This window comes from Frigoribacterium sp. CFBP 13712 (assembly GCF_014842255.1).
Classification (GTDB): Bacteria; Actinomycetota; Actinomycetes; order Actinomycetales; family Microbacteriaceae; genus Frigoribacterium.
This window is the reverse complement of the sequence record NZ_JACYVH010000003.1, coordinates 244,961-270,762: the sequence shown is the minus strand read 5'-3', so window position 1 is coordinate 270,762 and position 25,802 is coordinate 244,961. Positions and strand designations below refer to the sequence as shown.

Below are 25,802 nucleotides of genomic sequence, written 5' to 3'. Positions count from 1 at the left end.
CCGGTCCTACTGGTCGATCGGCCGACCGGGCGTGAGGTAACGGCGGTCGTGGTAGAGCAGGGCGTCGTCGTCGAGACCAGTTCCGCCGCCTTCGACACGCACCACGACGACGGCGTTGCCCTCGACGGGGAGTCGCTCGACGATGCGACCGCTGAACCAGGCCGTGACGCCCCGCATCAGGGGGAGTCCACGGGGGCCCACGAGCCAGTCGTCGTCGTCGGCGAAGCGCATCGCCGCCGGCCCCGCCATGCGCCGAGCAGCCTGCTCGTTCCGCGCGCCGAGCAGATGCACGATCACGTCGTCGACTTCGGACACCGCACGCCACGAGCTGGCCGTGCGGGCCATGTTGAAGGTCGCCAACGGGGGACTCGCGGCCAAGGAGGCCAGGGAGGTCGCGGTGAAACCCACCGGGCTCCCGTCGGACGCGCGTGTCGTCACGATGGCGACCCCGGCGGCGTGGCGGCGGAAGGCCTCGCGGAAGGCGAGGACGTCCTCGCCCGGCGATTGGGCGGGGCGGGGGTCCGCCTGCTGGGGCTCCGTCATGACAGGGGTGCGCCTCCTCGGCTTCGAGCGTCGTCTCCGGCGGTGCCCTCAGGACCTCGAGGCGGCACCATGACTAGGCTGGGGCGGTCATGATCCAGACCACAGACCTCCGCGGAACACACCCTACCCACGCCGACCTCCTCGACCTCGTACCCCGTGCGCGGGCGGACGTCAGCACCGCCTCGGAGGCCGCGGCGCGCCTCGTCGCCGATGTCCGAGAACGGGGCGCCGACGCGCTGCGCGATCAGGCCGAGCGCTTCGACGGCGTCCGCACCGAGACGTTCCGGGTGTCGGCCGACGAGATCGCCGCCGCCGTCGCGGGGCTCGATCCGCTCGTGCGCGAGGCGCTCGAGGAGTCCATCGCCCGCGTCACCGAGGGCAGTCGGGCGCAGATCCCGGCGGGCACGGTGACCCGGCCCGCCGACGGCGCCGTCATCGAGCAGCGCTGGCAGCCCGTGACCCGCGCCGGCGTGTACGTGCCCGGCGGCAAGGCCGTCTACCCCTCGAGCGTCGTCATGAACGTCGTGCCGGCCCAGGTCGCGGGCGTCGAGTCGATCGCGGTGGTGAGTCCCGCCCAGCGCGAGTTCGGCGGCGGGGTCCACCCGGTCATCCTCGGCGCCGCAGGGCTGCTCGGCGTCGACGAGGTCTACGCCATGGGCGGGGCGGGGTCGATCGGCGCGTTGGCCTACGGCGTTCCCGAGATCGGCCTCGAGCCGGTCCAGGTCATCACCGGGCCGGGCAACAACTTCGTCGCGGCGGCCAAGCAGATCGTCCGCGGCCACGTCGGGATCGACGCCGTCGCCGGCGCCACCGAGATCCTCGTCATCGCCGACGGCTCGGCCGACCCTGTGCTCGTCGCCGTCGACCTCATCAGTCAGGCCGAGCACGACGAGGAGGCCGCCGCCGTCCTCGTCACCGACTCCGCCGACCTCGTCGACGAGGTGCAGCGCGAGCTCGAGCGTCTGGTGCCCCTGACGATGAGCGCCGAGAGGGTCCGGGTGGCCCTCGCCGGGCGGCAGTCGGCCCTCGTCATCGTCGACGACATGACGGCCGCCGTCGCGTTCAGCAACGCCTACGGCCCGGAGCACCTCGAGATCCAGACCCGCGACGACGAGGCCGTGCTGCGTTCGATCACGAGCGCGGGCGCCGTCTTCGTCGGGAGCAGCACGCCGGTCAGCCTGGGCGACTACCTGGCGGGCTCGAACCACGTCCTCCCGACCGGCGGCCAGGCGCGCTTCTCGTCGGGTCTCGGCGCCTACACGTTCCTGCGTCCGCAGCAGATCGTCCGCTACGACGAGTCGGCCCTGGCCGTCGTCGCCGACCGCCTCGTCGCCCTGTCGCGCGCCGAGCTCCTGCCCGCGCACGGCGAGGCCGTGGCGGCACGCATCCGACGCCCCTGACCCGCGCCGCCGGTTCCTCCCCTCGACAGGGGAGGCCCCTGCTCCCAGTACGCTGAGGGCACCATGTTCTGTCCCTTCTGCCGTCATCCCGATTCCCGCGTCGTCGACTCGCGCACCAGCGACGACGGCACGTCCATCCGGCGACGCCGCCAGTGCCCGCACTGCAGTCGGCGTTTCAGCACGACCGAGACGGCCAGCCTCAACGTCGTGAAGCGCAACGGGGTGCTCGAGCCGTTCAGCCGCGAGAAGATCATCTCCGGCGTGCGCAAGGCCTGCCAGGGTCGACCCGTGACCGACGGCGACCTGGCCGTCCTGGCCCAGCGGGTCGAGGAGGCCGTCCGCGCCAGCGGCACGTCGCAGATCGAAGCCAACGACATCGGCCTGGCGATCCTGCCCCCGCTGCGAGAGCTCGACGAGGTGGCCTACCTGCGGTTCGCCAGCGTCTACCAGGCGTTCGACTCGCTCGACGACTTCGAGGCCTCCATCGCGACGCTGCGCGAAGAGCACGCCGGGCGGCCCCGCACGACCCGATCGGTCGACGAATGACGACCCCGTACCGGCTCCTGTTCGATCTCGTCCTGTCGAAGCTCGACCCCGAAGACGCGCACCACCTGGCGTTCCGGGTCATCCGCGCCGTCCCCCGGGTCGGACTCGCGCCGCTCGCGAGGCGGTTCACCGCGCCGCACCCGTCGCTGGCCGTCTCGGCGCTGGGTCTCCGCTTCGACTCCCCGTTCGGCGTCGCGGCGGGCTTCGACAAAGACGCCCGGGGCATCGCCGGGCTCGGAGCGCTCGGCTTCGGGCACGTCGAGGTCGGCACCATCACCGCCCGGCCGCAACCCGGCAACGAGCGCCCTCGGCTCTTCCGTCTCGTCCCCGACCTGGCGGTCGTGAACCGCATGGGGTTCAACAACGGAGGCGCGCAGCAGGCCGCGACGGAGCTCGCCAAGGCACGGAGCGCCTCCCGCCGTCCGGTCGTCGGGGTGAACATCGGCAAGAGCCGTGTCGTCGACGTGGACGACGCTGTCGACGACTACCTGGTCAGCACGAGGCTCCTCGCGCCGTTGGCGGACTACCTGGCGGTCAACGTCAGCTCGCCCAACACGCCGGGCCTCCGGGGGCTCCAAGAGCTGGATCGACTGGGCCCGCTGCTCAGCGCGGTCGCCGAGGCAGCAGGGTCGACTCCCGTCCTGGTGAAGATCGCGCCCGACCTCGACGACGAGGGCATCCGCACGATCGGCCGACTCGTCGGCGACCTGGGGCTGGCGGGGGTGATCGCCACGAACACGACGCTGTCGCGCGAGGGGCTCGAGACCGACGCGAGCGTGGTCGAGGCGGCCGGTGCCGGGGGGCTCTCCGGTGCGCCCCTGGCGGCACGTTCGCTCGAGGTGCTGCGACTGCTCGTCGACGCCGTGCCCGAGGGCACCTGCATCATCTCCGTCGGGGGAGTCACCTCCGCCGCCGACGTCGACGAACGGCTGCGCGCCGGTGCGACTCTGGTCCAGGGGTACACCGCGTTCCTCTACCGGGGTCCGCTCTGGGCCCGTCAGATCAACCGGGGCCTCCGCAGGCTCCGCTCCCGTCGTTGACGTGGGCGTGANGAGGGGGGGGGCGGCGTCGTGGAGTCGGAGAGGCGTCAGACCGTCGGGTACTGACCGCGCTTGATCTGCGGCTTCGGCATGCGCATGGGCTTCATCTGCATGGCCCGCATGGCGGCGTACCACTTGTTGCCCCGCTGGACGTTGCCGGCACCGTACTTCTCGGTGAGCTTCGACGTGACCAGGCGACCCACCACGAGGCAGTCGATCACGGCGACGATGAAGAAGCCCCAGAGGACGAAGAGGGTGATCATCTGGATGGCGGCCACCTGGATGATGCTCATCACGATGACGAGCACCATGATCGGGATCATCGCCTCGCCGACGCTGTACCGCGCGTCGACGTAGTCGCGGATGAACTTGCGCTGCGGGCCCTTGTCGCGTTCGGGGAGGAACTTCTCCTCGCCGTTGGCCATACCCACACGCTGCCGCTCGCGTACCTCGGCGAGGCGGGCCCGCTGGGCCTTCTGCGCCTCCTTGCCGGTGGCGACCAGAGGACGTCGGTTCGCCTCCTCGCGCTCGCGCCTGGTCGGCGTCGGGCGACCCTTGCCGATCGTCGTCGATTCGGGGTCGACGACCTGCGTCGACGAGTCGGTCTTGTCTTCTGCCTTGGCCACGGATATTCCTCGGGGTTGAACGAGTTCCTAAGATTACCTGCATGACCGACTCGCAGCACCCCGTCCGACCGACCGACCCCCGTACTGTCAGCGAACTCGCGGAGGCCGTGCACGCCGGGCTCCCATCGACGATCGCCGATCTCTCGTCGCTCGTGCGCATCCCCTCCGTCTCGTGGGACGCCTTCGACCCCGCCCACGTCGCGGAGAGCGCCGAGGCCGTCGCCCAGCTGGTCCGCGAGACGGGCCTCTTCGACGAGGTGACGGTCAGCCGGGCTCCGATCGGCGACACCGGCGCGACCGGTCAGCCTGCCGTCCTGGCCCGTCGGGAGGCGCGCGACGGCAAGAAGACCGTCCTGCTGTACGCGCACCACGACGTCCAACCCCAGGGGGACGACGCGCACTGGGACACTCCGCCCTTCGAGCCCACGCTGAAGGGCGACCGCCTCTACGGTCGCGGTGCGTCCGATGACAAGGCCGGCGTCATGACCCACGTCGCCGCGCTCCGTGCCGTCCGCGAGGTCGTCGGCGACGACCTCGGCGTGGGCGTTGCCCTGTTCATCGAGGGCGAGGAGGAGTTCGGCTCGAGGTCGTTCGCGGACTTCCTCGCGCAGCACCGCGACCAGTTGGCCGCCGATGTGATCGTGGTGGCCGACTCCGACAACTGGAGCACCACCGTCCCGGCCATCACCGTGGGGCTCCGGGGCAATGTGACGTTCCGACTCACGGTCCGCACCCTCGCCCACGCCTCGCATTCGGGGATGCTCGGCGGTGTCGTCCCGGACGCCATGATGGCGATGGTGCGCCTCCTGGCCTCGCTCCACGACGACGACGGCGGCGTGGCCGTCGCCGGTCTCCGCAGCCGCGACGCGCAGCACCCCGAGCAGTCGGAGGAGACCCTCCGGGAGGAGTCCGGCCTTCTCGAGGGCGTCCGGACGATCGGACACGGCCCCCTCCTGAGCCGGGTGTGGTCGCAGCCGTCGATCACCGTCACGGGGATCGATGCTCCGACCGTCGCGAACGCCTCCAACACGCTCTCGCCCGAGGTGTCCGTCCGCATCAGCGCGCGCGTCGCCCCGGGGCAGCCCGCGGCCGAGGCCTACGAGGCGCTGCGCGAGCACCTGCTGACGGACCCGCCGTTCGGTGCGCATGTCTCGATCGACGACGTCGACACGGGGGACCCGTTCCTCGTCGACACGAGCGGGCCGGCGATCGCCGACGTGACCGTGGCGATGACCGAGGGCTGGGGCGAGGCGCCGGTCCAGACCGGCATCGGAGGCTCGATCCCGTTCATCGCCGACCTCGTGAAGACCTTCCCGCACGCGGAGATCCTGGTGACCGGCGTCGAAGACCCCGACACCCGCGCGCACAGCCCCAATGAGTCGCAGCATCTCGGGGTGCTCCAGAAGGCCATCCTCACGGAGGCCATCCTCATCGCACGACTCGACGCCGAGATCCGCTGACCGGATCATCGACCCGGGGGGAACAAATCCCCGGGTCCGCTGCTTACACTGGTCGACGAGGAGTGCAGAGCACTCGCACCCGCTTGAAGGAGGCTCCATGACCGACACCGCGACCCCCGTCGTCGAGACGGCCGTTTCGACCGAGACGCCCGCCCACGGCGTCAAGCTCACCGATACCGCAGCCGGAAAGGTCAAGAGCCTCCTGATGCAGGAGGGGCGAGACGACCTGCGTCTCCGTGTCGCCGTCCAGCCCGGTGGCTGCTCCGGTCTGATCTACCAGCTCTACTTCGACGAGCGCCTGCTCGAGAACGACGCGACCGTCGACTACGACGGTGTCGAGGTCGTCGTCGACAAGATGAGCGTGCCGTACCTCGACGGCGCCGCCATCGACTTCGAGGACACCATCCAGAAGCAGGGCTTCACGATCGACAACCCGAACGCCCAGGGGAGCTGCGCCTGCGGCGACAGCTTCCACTGACGCTCGACCCGTCACCGCTCCTCGTCGGGGGCCGCCCTCCGGGGTGGTCCCCGACAGGCGGTTAATGGTTCGGCGTCGAACATTGCGGCGTGCTGTGTACTGAGGTCGGTGCAACCTGCGAGTAGGCTAGGGAAGTCCCCGTCCAGACTGGGAGCACCCCCCGAAGTCGCGTCATCCGAGAGGTAACAGTGCGTTCTCACCGCCGTAATCGTTGGGCCGCCATTCCCGTGGCAGCCGTCATGGCCCTCGTCCTCGCAGGCTGCACGCAAGACCAGCTGCAGGGTTGGCTGCCGACCGAGCCGGGCACCACGAACCACGTCGACAGCATCATCGGCCTCTGGGTCACGTCGTGGATCGTCCTCCTCATCGTCGGGTTCATCGTGTGGGGTCTCGTCATCTGGGCGTCGATCGCCTACCGCCGACGCAAGGGCCAGACCGGCCTCCCCGTGCAGCTGCGGTACAACCTCCCGGTCGAGATCTTCTACACGGTCGTCCCGCTCATCCTGGTGCTCGGATTCTTCGCCTTCACCGCTCGCGACCAGGCCGCCATCGAGGCGCCGACCGCGAGCCCGGACGTCAAGATCGACGTCTACGCCAAGCGCTGGGCCTGGGACTTCAACTACATCGATCAGCAGAACGAAGACGAGAGCACCTACTACCAGGGCATCCAGGCCCAGGAGGAGGCGGACGGAACGGTCGACGAAGACCAGCTCCCCGTGCTCTACCTGCCCGTCGGCAAGTCCGTCGAGATCGAGCTCAAGTCGCGGGACGTCGCGCACTCCTTCTGGGTCGTCGACTTCCTGTACAAGAAGGACACGATCCCCGGCAAGACCAACTACATGTACTTCACGCCCGAGAAAGAGGGCACCTTCACCGGCAAGTGCGCCGAGCTCTGCGGCGAGTACCACTCCCTGATGCTGTTCAACGTCAAGGTCGTCAGCCAGTCCGAGTACGACGCCTACCTGCAGACGCTCGCGGACGACGGCAACACGGGTCTGCTCGGCGACGAGTACAACACCAACACCAACCAGCCGGACAACGAGGCCCCTGTGGCCGCCGGCACCGAAGACTCCGAGAAGTAAGGCACGGTCGATGAGCTCAGCCACCGCCACCCGCCCCACCGGCGGAACATCCTCCTCCGGCCCGAACTTCGGTGCCTCGAAGGTCGGACGCAAGGGCAATGTCGTCGTGACGTGGATCACGTCCACCGACCACAAGACCATCGGGTACATGTACCTGATCGCGTCCTTCCTGTTCTTCTGCCTCGGCGGAGTCATGGCGCTGATCATCCGGGCGCAGCTGTTCGCCCCGGGTCTCGACGTCATCCAGACCAAAGAGCAGTACAACCAGCTCTTCACCATGCACGGCACGATCATGCTGCTCATGTTCGCGACGCCCCTGTTCTCGGGCTTCGCCAACGTGCTGATGCCGCTGCAGATCGGTGCTCCCGACGTCGCCTTCCCGCGACTCAACGGCTTCGCCTTCTGGCTCTACCTCTTCGGCTCCCTCATCGCCGTCGCCGGGTTCCTCACCCCTCAGGGCGCCGCGTCGTTCGGCTGGTTCGCCTACGCGCCATTGTCGGATACGACGTTCTCGCCAGGCCTAGGTGGAAACCTCTGGGTGTTCGGTCTCGGTATGACCGGTTTCAGCACGATCCTGGGTGCTGTCAACTTCATCACGACCATCGTCACGATGCGCGCGCCCGGCATGACCATGTGGCGCATGCCGATCTTCACCTGGAACACGCTCATCACGGCGATCCTCGTGATCATGGCGTTCCCCGTGCTGGCTGCGGCCCTGTTCGGGCTCGGCTTCGACCGCGTTTTCGACGCGCAGGTGTTCAACCCGGCCAACGGTGGAGCCATCCTCTGGCAGCACCTGTTCTGGTTCTTCGGGCACCCCGAGGTCTACATCATCGCCCTGCCGTTCTTCGGCATCATCAGCGAGGTGCTCCCGGTCTTCAGCCGCAAGCCGATCTTCGGCTACAAGACGCTCGTCTACGCGACGATCTCGATCGCTGCTCTCTCCGTCACCGTGTGGGCTCACCACATGTACGTGACCGGCTCGGTCCTGCTGCCGTTCTTCTCGCTGATGACCATGCTCATCGCGGTCCCGACCGGTGTGAAGATCTTCAACTGGATCGGCACGATGTGGCGCGGTTCGGTCACGTTCGAGACACCCATGCTGTGGGCCATCGGGTTCCTCATCACGTTCACGTTCGGTGGTCTGACGGGCGTCATCCTCGCGTCGCCGCCCCTCGACTTCCACGTCTCGGACACCTACTTCGTCGTGGCCCACTTCCACTACGTCGTCTTCGGGACGGTCGTCTTCGCCATGTTCTCCGGCTTCTACTTCTGGTGGCCGAAGATGACCGGCAAGATGCTCAACGAGCGTCTCGGCAAGATCCACTTCTGGATGCTCTTCGTCGGGTTCCACACGACGTTCCTCATCCAGCACTGGCTCGGCGTGATGGGCATGCCCCGTCGTTACGCGACGTACCAGCCCGAAGACCACTTCACCTGGATGAACCAGCTCTCGACCATCGGCGCCATGCTCCTCGGCGTCTCGATCCTGCCGTTCCTCTACAACGTGTACATCACGGCACGTCGCGCTCCCAAGGTCGAGGTGAACGACCCCTGGGGTTACTCGCGATCGCTCGAGTGGGCGACCTCCTGCCCGCCGCCGCGTCACAACTTCACCTCCATTCCCCGCATCCGCTCGGAGTCCCCGGCGTTCGACCTGAACCACCCCGAGGCCGGCCTGCCCGTCGGCATCGGCCCGGTGAAGGACGCCCCCGACGCTCCGACGTACGATGCAGCCAGCGACAAGGTGAAGTAGGCCCCGATGAAGACCAACGCAACGCTTTTCTGGATCCTCGCGATCTTCTTCTTCGCGATGGGCGCCGTCTACACGGTCTGGAACCTCATCGACACCGGTCAGGTGGAGTGGGCCGGTACCGTCGCCATCCCTCTGGCAGGCATGCTCAGCGTGTTCCTCGCCTTCTACATGAGCCGCTCGCACAAGGCCCAGGGTGGGGAGCTCGCGGAAGACCGTCTCGATGCCAACATCGACGACGGCGATCCTGAGCTGGGGCACTTCAGCCCGTGGTCGTGGTGGCCGATCATCCTGGCCTTCGCCTGTGGCCTGATCTTCCTGGCCTTCGCGGTCGGCATGTGGATCATCTACATCGGCGGCGCTCTCGTTGCGGTCGCTCTGGTCGGCTGGGTCTACGAGTACTACCGGGGTAACTTCGTCCACTGATCTATCTGCTCCATCTGAACGGCGTCCACAAAGTGGGCGCCGTTCGTGGTTTAACCGTGCGGAGTGACGGAAAAGGACTGGAAGTCGGACCGCCACGTCGCATGCGACGACAGGGCCGCTGCGGCAGTCTGAGGCAACCATCGATCGGCGGGCAGCTTCTGGTGCCTGCCCAAGAGCCGGCACGCGACTGCCAGTTGGCGTCTTCTCGCGTCCTTGAGGGGTTGGTGGCGTGGAAGCCGGCGAACGGGGTGCTCTCGGGCGCAGAACGTCCTCACGCGGGGGAGTGGCTGGTGCGTCGAGTACGGCTCAAATTCGAGATCGACCTGTAGGGCACGCATTCGACCGATATCGGCCAGATCGACGAACGGAACGGGTCGTCGATGCGGACTGGTTGTCGTCATCGACGGCGCACACCGCCTGCCGAGAGACCCCGCGCATCTCATCGTGCTGGTGAACGGCTGGCCCTGCTGGCCCATTCTCGGTGCCTCATCATCAAGGCAGAGCACAGCACAGCACAGCACAGCACAGCACAGCACAGCACAGCACAGCACAGCACAGCACTGCACAGTCCAGCCCAGCCCAGCCCAGCCCTTTGGCCTGTGTCTCCGGCTGCTGGTCGACAGTACGACCGAGATGCGGCTGTGGGATCTAGGTCTGCCGGAACGGCTGCATCTCCTGGGCCGGTTGAGCGCGACCATCAGTCATCGGCGCGGAGATCCCCTCTCCGCCCTCGAGTGACCTCCTGACGGCTGCTCAGTGCTCGCCGATGGCCGGCACGGGCCGAAGCGCGACATCGGCAGGCGGAGACGGTCGGAAGCGCGTCAGAGGGTACTGCCCGAGGTTGACGGGCTTCTGCGGAAGCCGCGGCGCACCGCACAGCGACCCTGGGGTACGCGAGCTCGTGACGGTCTTGGTCCTATCAGGCACTGCACTGAACTCGTCGGGCGTCGCCTAGCGGCCAGGTCGCCGCAACACCGCCCGATCGTCTCGTGTCGTCTCGTCTCGGCGGCGGTGCTCGCCGTTCGAGTCCGGACATTCCCAAGATGAACGACTGAGGCCCGACCACCGCAGGGGTGGTCGGGCCTCAGGGGACCCGGGTCAGTGACCGTCGTTGTGCGGTGCCTCGATCTCGGAACGCTTCACCGGGGCGATGCGGTCTTCGAAGAAGAACGACGACATCGATGCCCGCAGACGCTGCACCGGCGTGATCTGACCGTTCGCGTTCGGACGGATCATCAGGGGCTCGTACTCGGTGAAGTTGAGCAGACGCCAGCGCTCGTACTCGTCGAGCTGTTCGTGGACCTCGACGTACTCGCCGCCGGGGAGACGGACGATGCGTCCCGACTCGTAACCGTGCAGCGCGATCTCGCGATCCTTCTTCTGCAGACCCAGGCAGACTCGCTTCGTGATCCAGAAGGCGATGAATGGTCCGAGGATCAGACAGGCCTGCACGGTGTGGATCACGTAGTTCAGGGACAGATGGAAGTGCGTCGCCATCAGGTCCGAGCTGGCCGCGGCCCACAGGCTCGCGTAGACGACGATGCCGGCGGCACCGATCGCTGTACGCGTGGGAGCGTTGCGAGGACGGTCGAGGATGTGGTGCTCGCGCTTGTCACCGGTGACCCAGGCCTCGAGGAACGGGTAGAGCAGGACAGCCAGGATGAAGATCACCAGGACGCCGATGGGCGCCAGGATGTTCATCGAGACGGTGTAGCCCCAGGCCACGAACTCCCAGTGCGGGGGCACCAGTCGGAGCGCACCGTCGGCGAATCCGATGTACCAGTCGGGCTGCGTTCCGGCGGACACGGGGGAGGGGTCGTACGGACCGTAGTTCCAGATCGGGTTGATCGTGAACAGCGAGGCGATCAAGACGATCACACCGAAGACGATGAAGAAGAAGCCACCGGCCTTGGCGGCGAACACCGGCATGACCGGGACGCCGACGACGTTCTCGTTGGTCTTGCCGGGGCCGGCCCACTGCGTGTGCTTGTTGATGATCAGCAGCAGGAGGTGGACGCCGAGCAGGGCGATGAGGAGAGCAGGCAGGAGCATGATGTGCAGCGAGTAGAAGCGCGCCACCATGTCGGTTCCGGGGAACTCTCCGCCGAACAGCAGGTACGAGATCCAGACGCCGATGACGGGGATGCCCTTCACCATGCCGTCGATGATCCGAGCGCCGTTACCGGAGAGCAGGTCGTCGGGGAGCGAGTATCCGGTGAAGCCCTCGGCCATCGCGAGGACCCAGAGCGTGAAGCCGACGACCCAGTTGATCTCGCGGGGCTTGCGGAACGCACCGGTGAAGTACACGCGGAGCATGTGCAGCATGATCGCCGCGACGAAGAGCAGCGCCGCCCAGTGGTGGATCTGACGGAAGAGGAGCCCACCGCGGATGTCGAACGAGATGTCGAGCGTCGAGGCCATCGCCGCCGACATGTTCAAGCCCTTGAGGGGGACGTACGAGCCGTTGTAGTTGACCTCGGCCATGGACGGCTGGAAGAAGAACGTCAGGAACGTGCCCGAGAGCAGGATCACGACGAACGAGTACAGCGCGACCTCGCCCAGCATGAACGACCAGTGGTCGGGGAAGATCTTGCGACCGACCTCTTTCACGAGGCCGGACATGCTCGTGCGCTCGTCGACGTAGTTGGCTGCGGCGCCGAAGAACTTGTTCGTCTTCGTCGGAGCGAACGCGGGGACCGTCGTCGTGGTGTTCGACGTCTTGCTCTCGGTCTCCGGTGCAGGGGTGGTGGTGATCACTTTTCGCGCTCCCAGTAGCTCGGGCCCACGGGCTCGTGGAAATCGCTCTGCGCGACGAGGTAACCATCGGCGTCGACTGCGATGGGCAGCTGCGGGAGAGGCCGTTTGGCCGGTCCGAAGATCACTTCGCAGTTGTTCTTCACGTCGAACGTCGACTGGTGGCAGGGGCAGAGCAGGTGGTGGGTCTGCTGCTCGTAGAGGGCCACAGGGCACCCCACGTGCGTGCAGATCTTCGAGTACGCGACGATGCCGTCGTACTGCCAGCCCTCGCGTCCTTCCGGAATGTTGAGGTCTTCCGGCTTGAGGCGCATCAGAAGGACTGCGGCCTTGGCTTTCTCTTCGAGCAGGTGCTCCGACTCGTTGAGGGTCTCGGGGATGACGTGGAACACGGAACCGAGCGTGATGTCGGAGGCTTTGATGCGGGCACCCGACGGGTCCATCGCGAGGTGCGTCCCCTCCTCCCAGAGGGTGTGACGCAGGACCTCGTTCGGGTCTTCGGCGGGTGCGAGGTCGCGGAACAGGACGACGGCGGGGAGCGGCGTGGCCACGAGGGCGCCGATCAGGCTGTTGCGGATGAGCGTGCGGCGGCCGAAGCCGGACTCCTGGTTGCCCAGTGCGAAGACCTCGACGGCCTTCTCGCGGGTCTCATCGGTGCCACGCGTCGAGTGACGCATCTCGGTGATCTCGCGAGCCGGCATCAGCGTCTTCGACCAGTGCACTGCACCGATGCCGATCGAGATCAGCCCGAGGGCGATGCCGAGACCGAGGAACAGGTTGTTCAGGCGGACCGAGTTCGAGTCTCCTGAGGTGATCGGGAAGGCGATGTAGGCACCGATTGCGGCGATGCTGCCCACGATGGAGAGGAAGAACCAGACGCTGACCTGACGCTCGGCGCGCTTCTCGGCCTTGGGGTCGATGTCGGTGACACGGTCGCGGTGCGGCGGCTCACCCGGGTTCTCGAAGACGTCGGCAGTGACGACGGCCGTGCCGGCCGACACCTGTCGAGGCTCGTGCCTCTCGACAGCCGAGCCCGCGGTGGGGGCCTCGTCGTCGTGCTGTGCCATGGGTTTTGCCTTTCGGTGAAGTACGGGAGAACGACTAGTTGGATCGGGCGGTGAGCCAGATGGTCACGGCGACGATTCCGCCGAGGCCGAAGATCCAGATGAACAGACCCTCGGCGACGGGGCCGAGGCTTCCGAGTTCGAACCCGCCGGGGGACGGGTTGTTCTCCAGGTACTTGAGGTACGTGATGATGTCGGCCTTGTCTTGGGGCGACAGGTTCATGTCGTTGAAGACGGGCATGTTCTGCGGGCCGGTGAGCATGGCCTCGTAGATGTGGTTGGAGTCGACCCCGTCGAGTGCGGGAGCGAACTTGCCCTCCGTCAACGCGCCTCCGGCGCCTGCGACGTTGTGGCACATGGCGCAGTTGATGCGGAAGAGCTCGGCGCCGTTGGTGGTGTCGCCGTCGGCCTGGAGGTACTCCTCGGAGGGGATGCTCGGACCGGGGCCGAGGGAGGCGATGTAGGCGGCCATGTCGGCGACCTGCTCGTCGCTGAACTGCGTGGGCTTCTCTTCGGCCTGCGGCCCGTTGAGCGCCATGGGCATGCGGCCGGTGCCGACCTGGAAGTCGACGGCGGCCGAGCCGACGCCGATCAGGCTGGGGCCGTCGGCCGTGCCGGCGGCGCTGAGGCCGTGGCACGTCGCGCAGTTCGAGGCGAAGAGCTTCTGACCCTCGTCGATGCTCTGCTGCGATGCGACGGGGGCCACGTTCTCGTCGGCGGTGGCCGTCGACGAGAAGAGGGCGTACGCGCCACCGGTCGTGAGGAGACCCACGAGGATGAGGGACGCGGTCGCGAGCGGGCTGCGACGACCCGTCTTGGTCTTGCGTCGCGAGGACGAGGTTCGAGTGAACATGCTGTGTGAACGATCCAATGCCTATTTGAGGACGTAGACGACCATGAAGAGGCCGATCCACACCACGTCGACGAAGTGCCAGTAGTACGAGACGACGATGGCTGTCGTCGCTTCTTTGTGGCCGAAGTTCTTGACGGCGAACGCCCGGCCGATGGTGAGGAGGAACGCGATGAGACCGCCGATGACGTGCGCGCCGTGGAAGCCGGTCGTCATGTAGAAGGCGGAACCGTACGCGTTGGAGCTGAGGGTGACGTGCTCGGAGATGAGGTGCGCGTACTCGAACACCTGGAGGCAGATGAACGCCGAGCCCATGGCGTAGGTGAGGAAGAACCACTCGACCATGCCCCACTGGCCGACCTGGAACAGGCGGCCCGTTCGGCGCGACTGCATGCGCTCGGCTGCGAACACGCCGAACTGGCAGGTCACCGACGAGAGCACCAGCATGATGGTGTTCGTGAGGGCGAACGGCACGTCGAGCTTGGCCGTCTCGAACTCCCAGAGACCGGGCGAGGTGCTTCGCAGCGTGAAGTAGATCGCGAACAGACCCGCGAAGAACATGACTTCGCTGCCCAGCCACACGATGGTGCCGACGGCGACGGTGCTCGGTCGGTTGACGACCGGCCCGGAAGGTCTGGAGAGAGAGGTACTTGTCACGAGGTCCATTATGCCTGGAAACCTCCCCTGGGTTTGCGCAGGAAACCCCGGGTCGGGAATTTCTCTTGACGACGAGCTATAAGACGGGCTAGGCGGACGCCGCTAACCTTGCGGCATGACCAACGAGCTCTCCTGGCCCACGATCATCGAGTCCCTCCTGGCCCGTCGGGACCTCTCGATCACCGAGGCGACGTGGTCGATGGAGCGGGTGATGCTCGGCGAGGCGACTCCCGCTCAGCTGGCCGCGTTCCTCGTCGCGCTGCGCTCCAAAGGGGAGACGGTCGACGAGATCGTCGGCTTCCGCGACGCGGTGCTCGCCCACGCCGTCCCTCTGCCCGTCGACTCGCTGGCCGTCGACATCGTCGGCACCGGTGGCGACCGGTTCGGCACGGTCAACGTGTCGACGATGGCCTCCGTGGTCGTCGCGTCGACCGGTGTGCCCGTCATCAAGCACGGGAACCGCGCGGCGAGCTCGTCGTCCGGCTCGTCCGACGTGCTGGCCGCCCTCGGCATCGACCTGACCCTGTCGGCCGAGCGCGTCGCGGACGTCCTCCGGGAGGTCGGCATGACGTTCGCCTTCGCCGCGGCGTTCCACCCGGGGTTCGGCAACGCGGCACAGGTCCGACGTGAGATCGGCGTGCCCACGGTGTTCAACTTCCTCGGTCCGCTGGTCAACCCGGCACGCCCCGAGGCGAGCGCCGTCGGCGTCGCGTCGCTCGACAAGGTGCCGCTCATCGTCGGCGTGTTCCAGACGCGGGGGGCGACCGCGCTGGTGTTCCGTGGCGACGACGGCCTGGACGAGCTGACGACCACCGGTCACAGCCACATCTGGGAGATCTCCTCGGGCTCCGTGACCGAGCACGACTTCGATCCGCTCGAGCTCGGCATCCCGCGGGCCGCCATCGCCGACCTCGTCGGCGGCGACGCTCAGCACAACGCCGACGTCGCCCGCCGGGTGCTCGCCGGCGAGACGGGACCGGTGCGCGACATCGTTCTGCTGAACGCCGCGGCCGGTCTGGTGTCGTACCGGCTCGCCGTCGACCCGTCGGAGCGCGACCGCCCCGTCGTCGTGCGATTCCGTGAGCAGCTCGCGGTGGCGGCCGAGGCGATCGACTCGGGCGCGGCCGCCGCGAAGCTCGACGCGTGGGTGACGGCCACGAAGACGGCGTGAGGTCGCCCCGGTCGGCCGACCCGCGCCTCCTCGGCTCGATGGACGGGCTGACGGGGTCGATGGACAGGACGACCGCCTGAGACGCGGAACGGGCCCGCTCCCCGAGGGGAGCGGGCCCGTTCGTCGTCGGGACTCAGTTCACGTCGTCGTCGACCCAGTCGAAGGTCTTCGTGACGGCCTTCTTCCAGAGGCGCAGGGTGCGGTCGCGCTCGTCGGCCTCGATGTTCGGAGTCCAGCGCTTGTCCTCCTGCCAGTTCTGACGCAGGTCGTCGAGGGTCTCCCAGAAGCCGACCGCGAGACCGGCTGCGTAGGCCGCGCCGAGCGCCGTGGTCTCGGCGACCACGGGGCGGACCACCGGGACGTCGAGGATGTCGGCCTGGAACTGCATGAGAGCGTCGTTGGCGGTCATGCCGCCGTCGACCTTCAGCTCGGTCAGGTCGACGCCCGAGTCGGCGTTGACCGCGTCGAGCACCTCGCGGGTCTGGAAGGCCGTGGCCTCGAGCGCCGCGCGGGCGATGTGGCCCTTGTTGACGTAGCGGGTCAGACCAACCAGCGCACCGCGGGCGTCCGAACGCCAGTACGGCGCGAAGAGGCCCGAGAACGCCGGCACGAAGTACACGCCGCCGTTGTCGTCGACGGTCTTGGCCAGCTCTTCGACCTCCGCCGCCGAGCCGATGATGCCGAGGTTGTCGCGCAGCCACTGGATGAGCGATCCGGTGACGGCGATCGACCCCTCCAGCGCGTAGTGCGGGGCGGCGTCGCCGAGCTTGTAGCCGAGCGTCGTCAGCAGACCGTTCTTCGAGTGGACGATCTCCTCGCCCGTGTTGAAGATGAGGAAGTTGCCGGTGCCGTAGGTGTTCTTCGACTCGCCCTGGTCGAAGGCGGCCTGACCGAACGTGGCGGCCTGCTGGTCGCCGAGGATGCCGGCGATCGGCACCTCGCGCAGCAGGTTCGAGGACTCGACCGTGCCGTAGACCTCGGACGAGCTCTTGATCTCGGGGAGCATCGACTTCGGCACGTCGAACGCCTCGAGGATGTCGTCGCGCCACTGGAGCGTCTCGAGGTCCATGAAGAGGGTCCGCGAGGCGTTCGTCACGTCGGTGACGTGCACGCCGCCGTCGACGCCGCCGGTGAGGTTCCAGATGACCCACGAGTCGGTGGTGCCGAACATGAGGTCGCCCGCTTCGGCCTTCTCGCGTGCACCCTCGACGTTCTCGAGGATCCAGACGATCTTGGTGCCCGAGAAGTAGGTCGCGAGCGGCAGCCCGACGATGGGCTTGAAGCGCTCGACGCCACCGTCGGCGGCGAGCCGGTCGACGATGGACTGCGTGCGGGTGTCCTGCCAGACGATCGCGTTGTAGACCGGCTTGCCCGTGGTCCTGTCCCACACGACGGCGGTCTCGCGCTGGTTGGTGATGCCGACGGCCTTGATGTTGTGGCGCGTGATGTCGGCTCGCGAGAGGGCCTGGCCGATGACCTCGCGGGTGTTCGTCCAGATCTCGAGCGGGTCGTGCTCGACCCAGCCGGCGCGCGGGAAGATCTGCTCGTGCTCCTTCTGACCGGTGGACACGATGGTGCCCGAGTGGTCGAAGATGATGGCGCGGGTGCTCGTGGTGCCCTGGTCGATGGCGAGAATGTAGTCGTCGCTCACGGGTGTGTCTCCTTCGTCGTTGATGGTGTCGACCGTGGCGGGCCGGGTTCGCCCCGGAGGGGCGTGGGCCCGCCGCGATCAGCGATGAGTCGTGGGTTCGGGTCAGGCGATGGGGAGCAGCGCGCCCGAGACGACGGCGGCGAGGGCGCCACCGATCAGCGGGCCGGCGACGGGGACCCAGGCGTAGGACCAGTCGCTCGAGCCCTTGCCCTTGATGGGGAGGAAGGCGTGCGCGATGCGCGGGCCGAGGTCACGGGCAGGGTTGATGGCGTAGCCGGTGGGCCCACCGAGGGAGGCGCCGATCGCGATCACGAGGAAGGCGACGGGGATGGCGCCGAGCTCGGCCGGGGTGCCGCCGTTGGTGAAGCCGATGACGACCAGCACGAATGCGAAGGTCGCGATGATCTCGGTGACGAGGTTCCAGCCGTAGTTGCGGATGGCGGGCCCGGTCGAGAAGACGCCCAGCTTGGCGGCGGGGTCGGGCTCTTCGTCGAAGTGGTTCTTGTACACGAGCCAGACGAGCACGGCGCCGATGATCGCACCGATCATCTGCGCGGCCAGGTAGACGAGGAACGCGACGAAGTCGATGTTGCCCAGGATCAGCTGCGCGAGGCTGACGGCCGGGTTGAGCGCCGCACCGGACGAGTACGAGACGGTGACACCGGCGAAGACGGCGAGGCCCCAACCGAAGTTGACCATCAGCGTGCCGCCGTTGAAGCCCTTCGACTTCGTGAGTGCCACGTTGGCGACGACGCCGCCACCGAGCAGGATGAGCATCGCCGTGCCCACCACTTCAGAGAGAAAAATCAGTCCCAGGTCCACGTCGACCTTCCTTAGTCGTCGGGCGGGCTGCGACTGTGCAACCCGCGGTGAGCGTGTGAGCACACACTAGTGCGGGGACGGCACACCATGACTGGCCGAATCAGGTGGTTTGCACACATGTGCACGGATGTCCGAGCGGAGTACTTTCGTGGAGGAATGAAGCGAGCCCGGTCGACGGGCTCCCATCACGAGGAGGACCTTCGATGAAGAAGCTCATCAACGATCCGGCGGACGTCGTCGCCGAGGCCGTCGCGGGATTCGGGGCGGCCCATGCCGACCTGGTCGTCGTGTCGCACGATCCGACGTTCGTGAGGCGCGCCGAGGGGCCGACGCCGGGCAGGGTGGCCATCGTGAGCGGCGGCGGCAGCGGACACGAGCCGCTCCATGCCGGGTTCGTGGGGTACGGGATGCTCTCCGCAGCGGTGCCCGGCCCCGTGTTCACCTCGCCCACCCCCGATCCGATCCTGGCGGCGACGTCGGCGGTCGACGGGGGAGCCGGGGTGCTCTACATCGTCAAGAACTACACGGGCGACGTGCTCAACTTCGAGACGGCGGCCGATCTCGCCGAGGCCGACGGCATCACCGTGGAGTCGGTGCTGGTCGACGACGACGTCGCCGTCAAGGACTCCCTGTTCACAGCGGGTCGTCGCGGCGTCGCCGGGACGGTCGTCGTCGAGAAGATCGCCGGTGCCTCCGCCGAGCGGGGCGACGACCTCGCCACCGTGGCGGCTCTCGCCCGTCGTGCCGTGGCCGCGACCCGCTCGATGGGCGTCGCACTCGCCGCCGGCACCGTTCCCCACGCCGGCGAGCCCGGCTTCGTGCTCGGCGACGACGAGATCGAGTTCGGCGTCGGCATCCACGGCGAACCGGGCCGCGAGCGCATGCCGCTGGAGCCGGTGGACGCCATCGTCGAGCGCCTGCTCTCGGCGGTGACCGATGACCTGGGCGTCGCAGCGGGCGACCGGGTGCTGCTCTTCGTGAACGGCATGGGCGGGACCCCCTCCATCGAGCTCTACATCGCGTACCGCCGGGCGGCCGAGCTGCTCTCTGAGCAGGGGGTGACCGTGGCGCGCAGCCTCGTCGGCGACTACGTGACCTCGCTCGAGATGCAGGGGCTGTCGATCACCGTGACCCGGCTGGACGACGAGCTGACCGAGCTCTGGGACGCACCCGTCGAGACGGCCGCGCTGCGGCGCGGACGCTGACCGTGACAGCCCTCACCGACCACGAGAGGAACACCGAATGACACTGGACTCCACCTGGGTGCGCGCCTGGATCGAACGGACGGCGGAGGTGCTGACGACCGAGCGGCACACCCTGAGCGAACTCGACCGCCAGATCGGCGACGGCGACCACGGCGAGAACCTCGCCCGCGGATTCGCCGCCGTCCGGGAGCGCATCGGCCAGACGCCCGACGACGCGACGCCGGCGACTCTGGTCAAGCTCGTCGCCACCACCCTCATCTCGACCGTCGGGGGAGCGGCCGGCCCGCTTCTCGGGACGGCCTACCTCAAGGGAGCGGCGGCCCTGGGCGACGCGTCCGAGCTGGACGCCCGAGCGGTCGTCGCCCTGCTGACCGCGGCGCGCGACGGCGTGGTCCTCCGCGGCAAGGCGGAGACGGGCGACAAGACCATGGTCGACGCCTGGACCCCGGCCGTCGACGCCGCCGCCGCGGCAGCTGAGAGCGGCGCCACTCCGGCGGACGTCCTCCGGGCCGCGGCCGACGCCGCCGCCGAGGGCGCCGCCGCGACCGAGCCGCTCGTCGCCCGCAAGGGACGGGCGAGCTACCTCGGCGACCGCGCCATCGGGCATCGCGACCCGGGAGCCCAGTCGTCGTCCCTCATCATCACCGCGGCCGCCGACACGGCGGCCGGATCGAACAAGGAGTCGTAGAGCATGCCCACCATCGGAATAGTCATCGTCTCGCACAGCGCCAAGATCGCCGAGGGGGTCGTCGAGCTGGCGAGGCAGATGGCCCCGTCGACCACGCTCGTCGCCGCCGGCGGCACCGACGAGGGCGGGATCGGCACGAGCTTCGACCGCATCTCGGCCGCCCTGACGACGGCCTCGGCCGGCGGCGGAGCCGTCCTGCTCTGCGACCTCGGCTCGGCCATCCTCACCTCCGAGACGGTCGTCGACTTCCTCGACGATGCCGAGAAGGAGCGCGTGGTCATCGCCGACGCACCGCTCGTCGAGGGTGCGGTGGCCGCCGCGGTGGCCGCCGAGACCGGGGGAGACCTCGCGCAGGTGGCCGCTGCGGCGTCCGGCGCGACCGGGATCGCCGACGTGCACGCCGACGAACGCGATCTGCGTGGCGGCGACGCCGTCGAGCGGTCGACGACCATCGTCAACAGCTCGGGGCTGCACGCCCGCCCCGCGGCCGAGCTGGTCAAGCACGCGTCCGCTTTCCAGGCCGACATCACCGTCAACGGCGTCGACGCCAAGAGCCTGCTCCGCATCATGGGTCTGAACGTCGGTGCGGGGTCGACCGTCGCGATCATGGCCACGGGACCCGACGCGGAGGCGGCGGTCGACGAGCTGATCGCACTCATCGACGACGGGTTCGGCGAGAGGGCCTGACCCGGGGAGGGCGATCGAGGAGGCGCGTCCCGAGAACCGGGGCGCGCCTCCTTCAGGTCGGACGGCGGCGCGAGTACCTGGCCAGCAGCACATCCTCGGAGGCGAGCAGGTGATCGAGGGTCATCCCGCGGACCGCCCCCGCGCCGGAGCCGGAGACGATGCGCGGGCCCTCGCCGGCCACGAGCGTCGGCGACACGGTCACGTTGAGCTCGTCGAGCAGATCGGCGTCGACGAGGTCGCCGAGCAGACTCGGGCCGCCCTCGGTGTGGATCTGCGGCAGACCCCTCTCGACGAGCAGGGCCACGAGGAGGCGCGGGTCGACCCGGTCCGCACCCCAGACCACCACGTCGGCCACGCCCTCGAGTCGCGACCTCGCGTCGCGCGGTGAGGATTCCGTCGTGACGACGAGGGGGCGCACCGGGGCCTCGGCGAACACGGCGCTCGACGGATCGAGGTCGAGCGACCGGGACACGATCGCGAACACCGGGTGATCGGGCAGGTCGTGCGACCGGCGCCAGGCCACGTCGTCGTCGTGCAGACGCATCGCGCCGTACCCCTCGGAGCGCACGGTTCCGGCGCCGACCACCACGACATCGCACAAGCGACGGAGCAGATCGAAGACGAGCAGATCGGCCGGGCTGCCGAGCCCTCCCGACAGGCCGTGGACGCTGGCGGAGCCGTCGATGCTGGACACGGCGTTCGCGCCGACCCGCGGGATGCTCCGGTCGACGGGGGAGAGGAGCGCCACGAGCGCCTCGTGGTCGAGCGGCTCGGGAGGGCCGGGGAGCACCCTCGTGAGGATCGGGGAGGTCATGAGCGCGCCTCCTCGGCGTCGGAGACCCCGCCGGCTCGAGGGGCGGACTCGGGGCCCAGGTTGTGCACCTCGCGGACGGGCTCGCGCCAGCCCGCGATGGCCTCGACCATGCGGACGGCGTCGACGGCCGCTCTGACGTCGTGCATGCGGACGATGCGGGCGCCGAGCATGATGCTCACCGTCGCCGCGGCCAACGAACCCGGCAGGCGGTCGGGCTTCTCTCGCCCGAGCGATTCGCCGATGAAGTCCTTGTTCGACACGGCGGCGAGCACGGGGTGGCCGAGAGCCGCGACCTCGGCGAGTCGGCGCGTCACGTCGAGGGTGTGCCGCGTCGTCTTGTTCAGATCGTGGCCCGGGTCGACCACGATGCGCTCGAGGGGGACGCCGTGCTCGAGGGCGAGGTCGACCCGCCGGCGGAGGAAGTCGATCACCTCGACGGTCACGTCGTCGTAGTGCGGACTCGGGTGGGGACGGCGCGGTGCGGCCAGGCTGTGGGTGATCACGAGCGTCGCGTCGCTGTCGGCGACGACGTCGGCCAGCCGCGGGTCGTGCAGCCCCGTGGTGTCGTTGATCACGCCGGCTCCGGCCGCGATGACCGCCTCGGCGACGTCGGCCCGGAAGGTGTCGACCGAGACGACGACGTCGGAGCGGGCCGAGAGGGCCCGGACCACCGGGAGGACCCTCTCGAGCTCCTCAGCACCGGGCAGCTCGGGCCCGGGCGCGAACGGCACACCGCCGATGTCGACCCAGTCGGCGCCGTCGTCGGCGGCCTGGACGGCGGCCGCGACGGCCCGGTCGAGGGCGAAGGTGGCGCCCTGGTCGAAGAACGAGTCGGGGGTGCGGTTCACGATCGCCATCACCGCGACCTGACGGGAGAAGTCGAACGTGCGCCGGCCGATCCGTCGCACGGGGGAGTGCAGCGGGGGGAGGAAGGGGGCCGTAGCGCCCTCGACCCACCGGTCGGGTGACGCCGTCACGCCGAGCGCCCGTCGTGCGGGGCGCCGATCAGCGCCATCGCCTCCGCCCTCGCCGCAGGGTCGGTCAGTGAGCCCCGGCTCGCCAGGGTCACCGTGCTGCTGCCGCTCTGGCGCGGCCCGCGGGTGGTGACGCAGCCGTGCGCGGCGTCGAGCACGACGAGCACCCCGGTCGGTTCGGCGCCGTCGCTCAGCGCCTGCGCGATCTCCTCGCCGAGACGCTCCTGCAGCTGGGCGCGCGACGCCACGGTGTCGACCAGGCGGGGGAGCGCCCCCAACCCGACGATCTCGCGCCCGGGCACGTAGGCGACGTGGGCGACGCCCACGAAGGGGAGCAGGTGGTGCTCGCACATCGAGCGGAAGCGGATGTCGCGGACGATCACGAGCTCGCCCGACTGCTCGGCTCCGGCGGCGACGACGCTGTCGCGGACGACCTGCGCGGCGTCCACTCCGACACCGGAGAAGAACTCCGCGTACGACTCGGCGACCCGTCGCGGCGTGGCCTCCAGGCCGGGACGGGCGAGGTCCTCGCCGACGGCGGCCAGCAGCTCGCGGACGGCGGCCTCGATTCGGGGCTGATCGATCGGCGTCATGCCGACATCATCTCAGGCGGGACCGTGGGGTTCCCCGTCGTCGGGGTCGTGGGGGAGCGCTGCATGGTGGCGATGGCCCGGCGTGCGCCGCGCCTCCTTCATCTCCGCCTCGAACAGATGTCTCCTGCCGCCGGCGAGAGCATCACGAGCGTTCTTCTCGCTCTCCTGGAACAGCGCGTAGTAGCCGTCGTCGTAGTCCTCGACGATCTGGAAGGTCCATCGCCCGTCGATCACGTTGCGTCCGATCAGCTCCCGGTCGAGCTGGTCGGCGATCTCGCCGTGCCCGGCCGCCCGCAGCTTCTCGACGGCGTCGCCGAGGGCCAGGTCGGCCTTGCCGGTCAGCCGGTGGAATCCGTAGAGGAACCCTCGGGCCTGTTCGACGACCTCGAGGGCCGCCGAGAGCTCGCCGAGGGCGTCGACGGTCGCGTCGTCGAGGCCCTCCGGTCGGCGGTGCCGACCGTCGGGGCCGTCTCGCTCGTCGTCGTGTGCGTCGCGTGCATGGGGTGCGCTGGTCATGCGTCGAGCCAACACCGAGGAGGCGCGAGAGGGGTGTTCGAGATCGGCAAGCTGACATAATGTGCATTATCAGCGCAGTGCTGAGTCGGCCGAGAAGGGGTCTCGGTCGAGGAACGACTCAGAGGATGCGGCGCAGCAGCGGCACGAGCGCCGCCGGTTCGACGGCGTCGTCGGCCGCGTCGAGTCCGTCGAGCTCGTCGATCGTGAACCAGCGCGACTCGAGGATGTCGACGCGTTCGTCGTCCGTCCAGCCGGCGTCGTCGATCTCGAAATGCGGCAGTCTGACGATGAAGAACTCGGCGTGACCGTGCGTGTGATCAGCGTCGTCCCACGGGACGACGAAGTCCTCGACGTACACGACGTCGCCCGGGTCGGTGATGATCTGACCGGTCTCCTCGCGGAGCTCCCGGATGGCCGCTTCGGCCTGGGTCTCACCCGGGTCGACTCCCCCGCCGGGTGTGATCCAGCGGGCGACGCCGCTGGTGTCGGGGGCCTTGGTCAGCATGAGCAGGACCCGGCCGTCGTCGTCGACGACTATCAACCGAGACGTCGCCCGGACGACCCGCTCGGTCATGACAGGGGCGCGAAGTCGCTCGTGTCTCCGACATAACGGGTGTGATCGGTCGGCACCGGGTCGACGGCCGCAGATGCGACCTCCGCCGCGAACTCGGCGACGTTGTACAGCTTGCCGGCGCTCTCCTTGCGCGACGAGATGGCGCCTGGGTTCGAGCGCTCGAGGAGGGTCGCCGTGATGGTGCCCTCGATCATGTCGCCGGAGACCACGACGAACTCGACGCCGGCCGCCTCGAGCTGCGGGATCATCGCGCGCAGGGCGTCTTCGCCGGCCCGCTTGCTGAGGGCGACGGGCAGGTACTCGGGCATCGTCTCGGTCGTCTCGATGAAGTGCGCCTGGTGGCTGGTGACGAAGACGACCCGCGAACCCGGGGCCAGCAGCGGCAGCGCGGCGGTCAGCAGCTCCACCTGGGCGTCGCGGTTGAGCTTGAGGGCGTAGTCCTCGGCCATGCCGCTCTCCATGCCGCCGGAGGCGTTCATCACGAGGATGTCGAGCCCGCCGAAGCGCTCGCCCACCGTGGCGAACATGCCCCGGACGCTCTCGGGATCGGTGAGGTCGGCCCCGATCGCGATGGCCTCTCCCCCGGCGGCCTCGATCTTGTCGACGAGCTGCAGCGCCCGGCGCTCTTTATTGCGGTAGTTGACGACGACCTTGGCACCGGCCTCGGCCAGGTACGCGATCGTGTCGGCGCCGATGCCGCGCGATGAACCGGTGACGAGGGCACGGGCGCCGGACAACGAGCCGGCGGCGAGGGGGTTGGACAAGGCGTACTCCTGACTGAGCGGGCGGAACGGGGTGCGGATGCTGCGGGGCGCCGAGGAGGTGCGACGTCGATCTCGACGGAGCGCGCCTCCCTGAGGACCAGCCCCGAGACTACCAAGCACCTACTCGACGTCGGTGGGAGGTGATACTTTTCCATAACAGGGGAACTGAGGGAGGTTCGGGGATGGACGTCGTCGCCCAGTACGCATGGATCATCTGGATCGCGCTGATCCTCCTCTTCGTGGTGATCGAGGTCACCACCCTCGAGCTCACGTTCCTCATGCTCGCCATCGGGAGCGGCGGCGGACTCGTCTCCGGTCTGCTCGGCGCACCGTGGTGGCTGCAGATCGTCACCGGCGGCATCGTCGCCGTCCTCCTGCTCTTCACCGTGCGGCCGGCTCTGCTCAAGGCGCTGAAGAAGGGCGGGGATCCGACGCCGAGCAACATCGAGGCCCTGCTCGGGCTGCATGGCACGGTCGTCGTGCCCATCGGGCTCGACGCCGGGCAGGTCAAGCTGACCAACGGCGACACGTGGACCGCCCGACTGCTCACGACTCCCCCGATGCCGGGCGAGTCCATCACACCTCTCGACACCGGCGCGCCGGTCGTCGTGACCGCCATCCAGGGGTCGACCGCTCTCGTCGTCCCCGTGCGAAGGGACTAGCC

The 25,802-nt window shown here is 68.7% G+C and carries 27 protein-coding genes; 13 read left to right on the top strand and 14 right to left on the bottom strand.

Annotated features, from left to right (window positions below; genetic code table 11):
* Positions 1 to 6: 6 nt before the first annotated feature.
* Complete coding sequence (locus IFT51_RS07460) at positions 7 to 543, bottom strand: flavin reductase family protein (protein WP_192060436.1); 537 nt, start codon at positions 541 to 543, stop codon at positions 7 to 9.
* A gap of 89 nt (positions 544 to 632) precedes the next feature.
* Here IFT51_RS07460 and hisD point away from each other — a divergent pair, with 89 nt between their 5' ends.
* The 3 genes from hisD (at position 633) to IFT51_RS07445 (ending at position 3,529) form a co-directional block, all read left to right on the top strand.
* Positions 633 to 1,943: a histidinol dehydrogenase gene (gene hisD, locus IFT51_RS07455; RefSeq protein WP_192060435.1), complete on the top strand. Its 1,311-nt coding sequence runs from the start codon at positions 633 to 635 to the stop codon at positions 1,941 to 1,943.
* A 63-nt stretch (positions 1,944 to 2,006) separates the two neighbouring features.
* The gene (nrdR, locus tag IFT51_RS07450; RefSeq protein ID WP_192060434.1) at positions 2,007 to 2,489 is read left to right on the top strand and encodes a transcriptional regulator NrdR; all 483 of its coding nucleotides are present in this window, start codon (positions 2,007 to 2,009) and stop codon (positions 2,487 to 2,489) included.
* Complete coding sequence (locus IFT51_RS07445) at positions 2,486 to 3,529, top strand: quinone-dependent dihydroorotate dehydrogenase (protein ID WP_192060433.1); 1,044 nt, start codon at positions 2,486 to 2,488, stop codon at positions 3,527 to 3,529. Before nrdR ends, IFT51_RS07445 begins: the two co-directional genes overlap by 4 nt.
* Before the next feature lie 47 nt (positions 3,530 to 3,576).
* Here IFT51_RS07445 and IFT51_RS07440 read toward each other — a convergent pair whose 3' ends face one another.
* A complete protein-coding gene (locus tag IFT51_RS07440; RefSeq protein WP_192060432.1) occupies positions 3,577 to 4,155 on the bottom strand; it encodes a DUF3043 domain-containing protein in 579 nt (192 codons plus the stop codon).
* A gap of 41 nt (positions 4,156 to 4,196) precedes the next feature.
* Here IFT51_RS07440 and IFT51_RS07435 point away from each other — a divergent pair, with 41 nt between their 5' ends.
* The 5 genes from IFT51_RS07435 to IFT51_RS07415 all read left to right on the top strand — a co-directional run bounded on the left by IFT51_RS07435 (position 4,197) and on the right by IFT51_RS07415 (position 9,354).
* Positions 4,197 to 5,615: a dipeptidase gene (locus IFT51_RS07435; protein ID WP_192060431.1), complete on the top strand. Its 1,419-nt coding sequence runs from the start codon at positions 4,197 to 4,199 to the stop codon at positions 5,613 to 5,615.
* A gap of 97 nt (positions 5,616 to 5,712) precedes the next feature.
* Positions 5,713 to 6,093 carry an iron-sulfur cluster insertion protein ErpA gene (gene erpA, locus IFT51_RS07430; RefSeq protein WP_192060430.1) on the top strand — a complete coding sequence of 127 codons (381 nt, stop codon included), beginning with the start codon at positions 5,713 to 5,715 and terminating at the stop codon, positions 6,091 to 6,093.
* Positions 6,094 to 6,332: 239 nt separating this feature from the next.
* Positions 6,333 to 7,175 (top strand): cytochrome c oxidase subunit II, encoded by an 843-nt coding sequence (coxB, locus tag IFT51_RS07425; protein ID WP_192060429.1) that lies wholly within the window; start codon positions 6,333 to 6,335, stop codon positions 7,173 to 7,175.
* A 10-nt stretch (positions 7,176 to 7,185) separates the two neighbouring features.
* Positions 7,186 to 8,931: a cytochrome c oxidase subunit I gene (ctaD, locus tag IFT51_RS07420; RefSeq protein WP_192060428.1), complete on the top strand. Its 1,746-nt coding sequence runs from the start codon at positions 7,186 to 7,188 to the stop codon at positions 8,929 to 8,931.
* Between the two features lie 6 nt (positions 8,932 to 8,937).
* Entirely contained in the window at positions 8,938 to 9,354 is a 417-nt protein-coding gene (locus IFT51_RS07415) for a cytochrome c oxidase subunit 4 (protein WP_192060427.1), read from the top strand.
* Between the two features lie 1,098 nt (positions 9,355 to 10,452).
* Here the strand turns inward: IFT51_RS07415 and IFT51_RS07410 are convergent.
* The 4 genes from IFT51_RS07410 to IFT51_RS07395 are packed head-to-tail and all read right to left on the bottom strand — an operon-like array spanning position 10,453 to position 14,688.
* On the bottom strand, positions 10,453 to 12,111 hold the full coding sequence (locus IFT51_RS07410; RefSeq protein ID WP_371740731.1) for a cytochrome bc complex cytochrome b subunit: 1,659 nt from the start codon (positions 12,109 to 12,111) through the stop codon (positions 10,453 to 10,455).
* Positions 12,108 to 13,175, bottom strand: a complete 1,068-nt coding sequence (locus tag IFT51_RS07405) for a ubiquinol-cytochrome c reductase iron-sulfur subunit (protein WP_192060426.1) — start codon at positions 13,173 to 13,175, stop codon at positions 12,108 to 12,110. The genes IFT51_RS07410 and IFT51_RS07405 overlap by 4 nt, the downstream gene beginning before the upstream one ends.
* Before the next feature lie 34 nt (positions 13,176 to 13,209).
* Entirely contained in the window at positions 13,210 to 14,025 is an 816-nt protein-coding gene (locus tag IFT51_RS07400; protein ID WP_192060425.1) for a c-type cytochrome, read from the bottom strand.
* Between the two features lie 21 nt (positions 14,026 to 14,046).
* Positions 14,047 to 14,688 carry a heme-copper oxidase subunit III gene (locus IFT51_RS07395; protein WP_192060424.1) on the bottom strand — a complete coding sequence of 214 codons (642 nt, stop codon included), beginning with the start codon at positions 14,686 to 14,688 and terminating at the stop codon, positions 14,047 to 14,049.
* 106 nt (positions 14,689 to 14,794) lie between these two features.
* Here IFT51_RS07395 and trpD point away from each other — a divergent pair, with 106 nt between their 5' ends.
* On the top strand, positions 14,795 to 15,850 hold the full coding sequence (gene trpD / locus IFT51_RS07390; protein ID WP_192060423.1) for an anthranilate phosphoribosyltransferase: 1,056 nt from the start codon (positions 14,795 to 14,797) through the stop codon (positions 15,848 to 15,850).
* 133 nt (positions 15,851 to 15,983) lie between these two features.
* Here the strand turns inward: trpD and glpK are convergent, their stop codons facing one another.
* Complete coding sequence (glpK, locus tag IFT51_RS07385) at positions 15,984 to 17,501, bottom strand: glycerol kinase GlpK (protein WP_192060422.1); 1,518 nt, start codon at positions 17,499 to 17,501, stop codon at positions 15,984 to 15,986.
* Between the two features lie 102 nt (positions 17,502 to 17,603).
* Positions 17,604 to 18,278, bottom strand: a complete 675-nt coding sequence (locus tag IFT51_RS07380) for an MIP/aquaporin family protein (protein ID WP_197981916.1) — start codon at positions 18,276 to 18,278, stop codon at positions 17,604 to 17,606.
* Positions 18,279 to 18,526: 248 nt separating this feature from the next.
* Between IFT51_RS07380 and dhaK the strand changes: the two genes are divergently transcribed.
* The 3 genes from dhaK to dhaM are packed head-to-tail and all read left to right on the top strand — an operon-like array spanning position 18,527 to position 20,903.
* Positions 18,527 to 19,528: a dihydroxyacetone kinase subunit DhaK gene (dhaK, locus tag IFT51_RS07375; RefSeq protein ID WP_192060420.1), complete on the top strand. Its 1,002-nt coding sequence runs from the start codon at positions 18,527 to 18,529 to the stop codon at positions 19,526 to 19,528.
* A 37-nt stretch (positions 19,529 to 19,565) separates the two neighbouring features.
* Positions 19,566 to 20,216: a dihydroxyacetone kinase subunit DhaL gene (gene dhaL, locus IFT51_RS07370; RefSeq protein WP_192060419.1), complete on the top strand. Its 651-nt coding sequence runs from the start codon at positions 19,566 to 19,568 to the stop codon at positions 20,214 to 20,216.
* A 3-nt stretch (positions 20,217 to 20,219) separates the two neighbouring features.
* Positions 20,220 to 20,903, top strand: a complete 684-nt coding sequence (gene dhaM, locus IFT51_RS07365) for a dihydroxyacetone kinase phosphoryl donor subunit DhaM (protein ID WP_192060418.1) — start codon at positions 20,220 to 20,222, stop codon at positions 20,901 to 20,903.
* A gap of 52 nt (positions 20,904 to 20,955) precedes the next feature.
* On the opposite strand, the gene IFT51_RS07360 is transcribed toward dhaM, so the two are convergent.
* The 6 genes from IFT51_RS07360 to IFT51_RS07335 form a co-directional block, all read right to left on the bottom strand.
* Positions 20,956 to 21,717, bottom strand: coding sequence for a pyrimidine reductase family protein (locus IFT51_RS07360; RefSeq protein ID WP_192060417.1), 762 nt, complete (start codon positions 21,715 to 21,717; stop codon positions 20,956 to 20,958).
* On the bottom strand, positions 21,714 to 22,694 hold the full coding sequence (folP, locus tag IFT51_RS07355; protein WP_371740730.1) for a dihydropteroate synthase: 981 nt from the start codon (positions 22,692 to 22,694) through the stop codon (positions 21,714 to 21,716). Before folP ends, IFT51_RS07360 begins: the two co-directional genes overlap by 4 nt.
* Positions 22,691 to 23,284: a GTP cyclohydrolase I gene (gene folE / locus IFT51_RS07350; protein WP_192060416.1), complete on the bottom strand. Its 594-nt coding sequence runs from the start codon at positions 23,282 to 23,284 to the stop codon at positions 22,691 to 22,693. Before folE ends, folP begins: the two co-directional genes overlap by 4 nt.
* 12 nt (positions 23,285 to 23,296) lie before the next feature.
* Positions 23,297 to 23,800 (bottom strand): hypothetical protein, encoded by a 504-nt coding sequence (locus IFT51_RS07345; RefSeq protein ID WP_192060415.1) that lies wholly within the window; start codon positions 23,798 to 23,800, stop codon positions 23,297 to 23,299.
* A 118-nt stretch (positions 23,801 to 23,918) separates the two neighbouring features.
* Positions 23,919 to 24,374, bottom strand: coding sequence for an NUDIX hydrolase (locus IFT51_RS07340; RefSeq protein ID WP_192060414.1), 456 nt, complete (start codon positions 24,372 to 24,374; stop codon positions 23,919 to 23,921).
* A complete protein-coding gene (locus IFT51_RS07335; protein ID WP_192060413.1) occupies positions 24,371 to 25,138 on the bottom strand; it encodes an SDR family oxidoreductase in 768 nt (255 codons plus the stop codon). The genes IFT51_RS07340 and IFT51_RS07335 overlap by 4 nt, the downstream gene beginning before the upstream one ends.
* Positions 25,139 to 25,320: 182 nt before the next feature.
* Between IFT51_RS07335 and IFT51_RS07330 the strand changes: the two genes are divergently transcribed.
* Positions 25,321 to 25,800 (top strand): NfeD family protein, encoded by a 480-nt coding sequence (locus IFT51_RS07330; RefSeq protein WP_192060412.1) that lies wholly within the window; start codon positions 25,321 to 25,323, stop codon positions 25,798 to 25,800.
* Positions 25,801 to 25,802 lie beyond the last annotated feature (2 nt).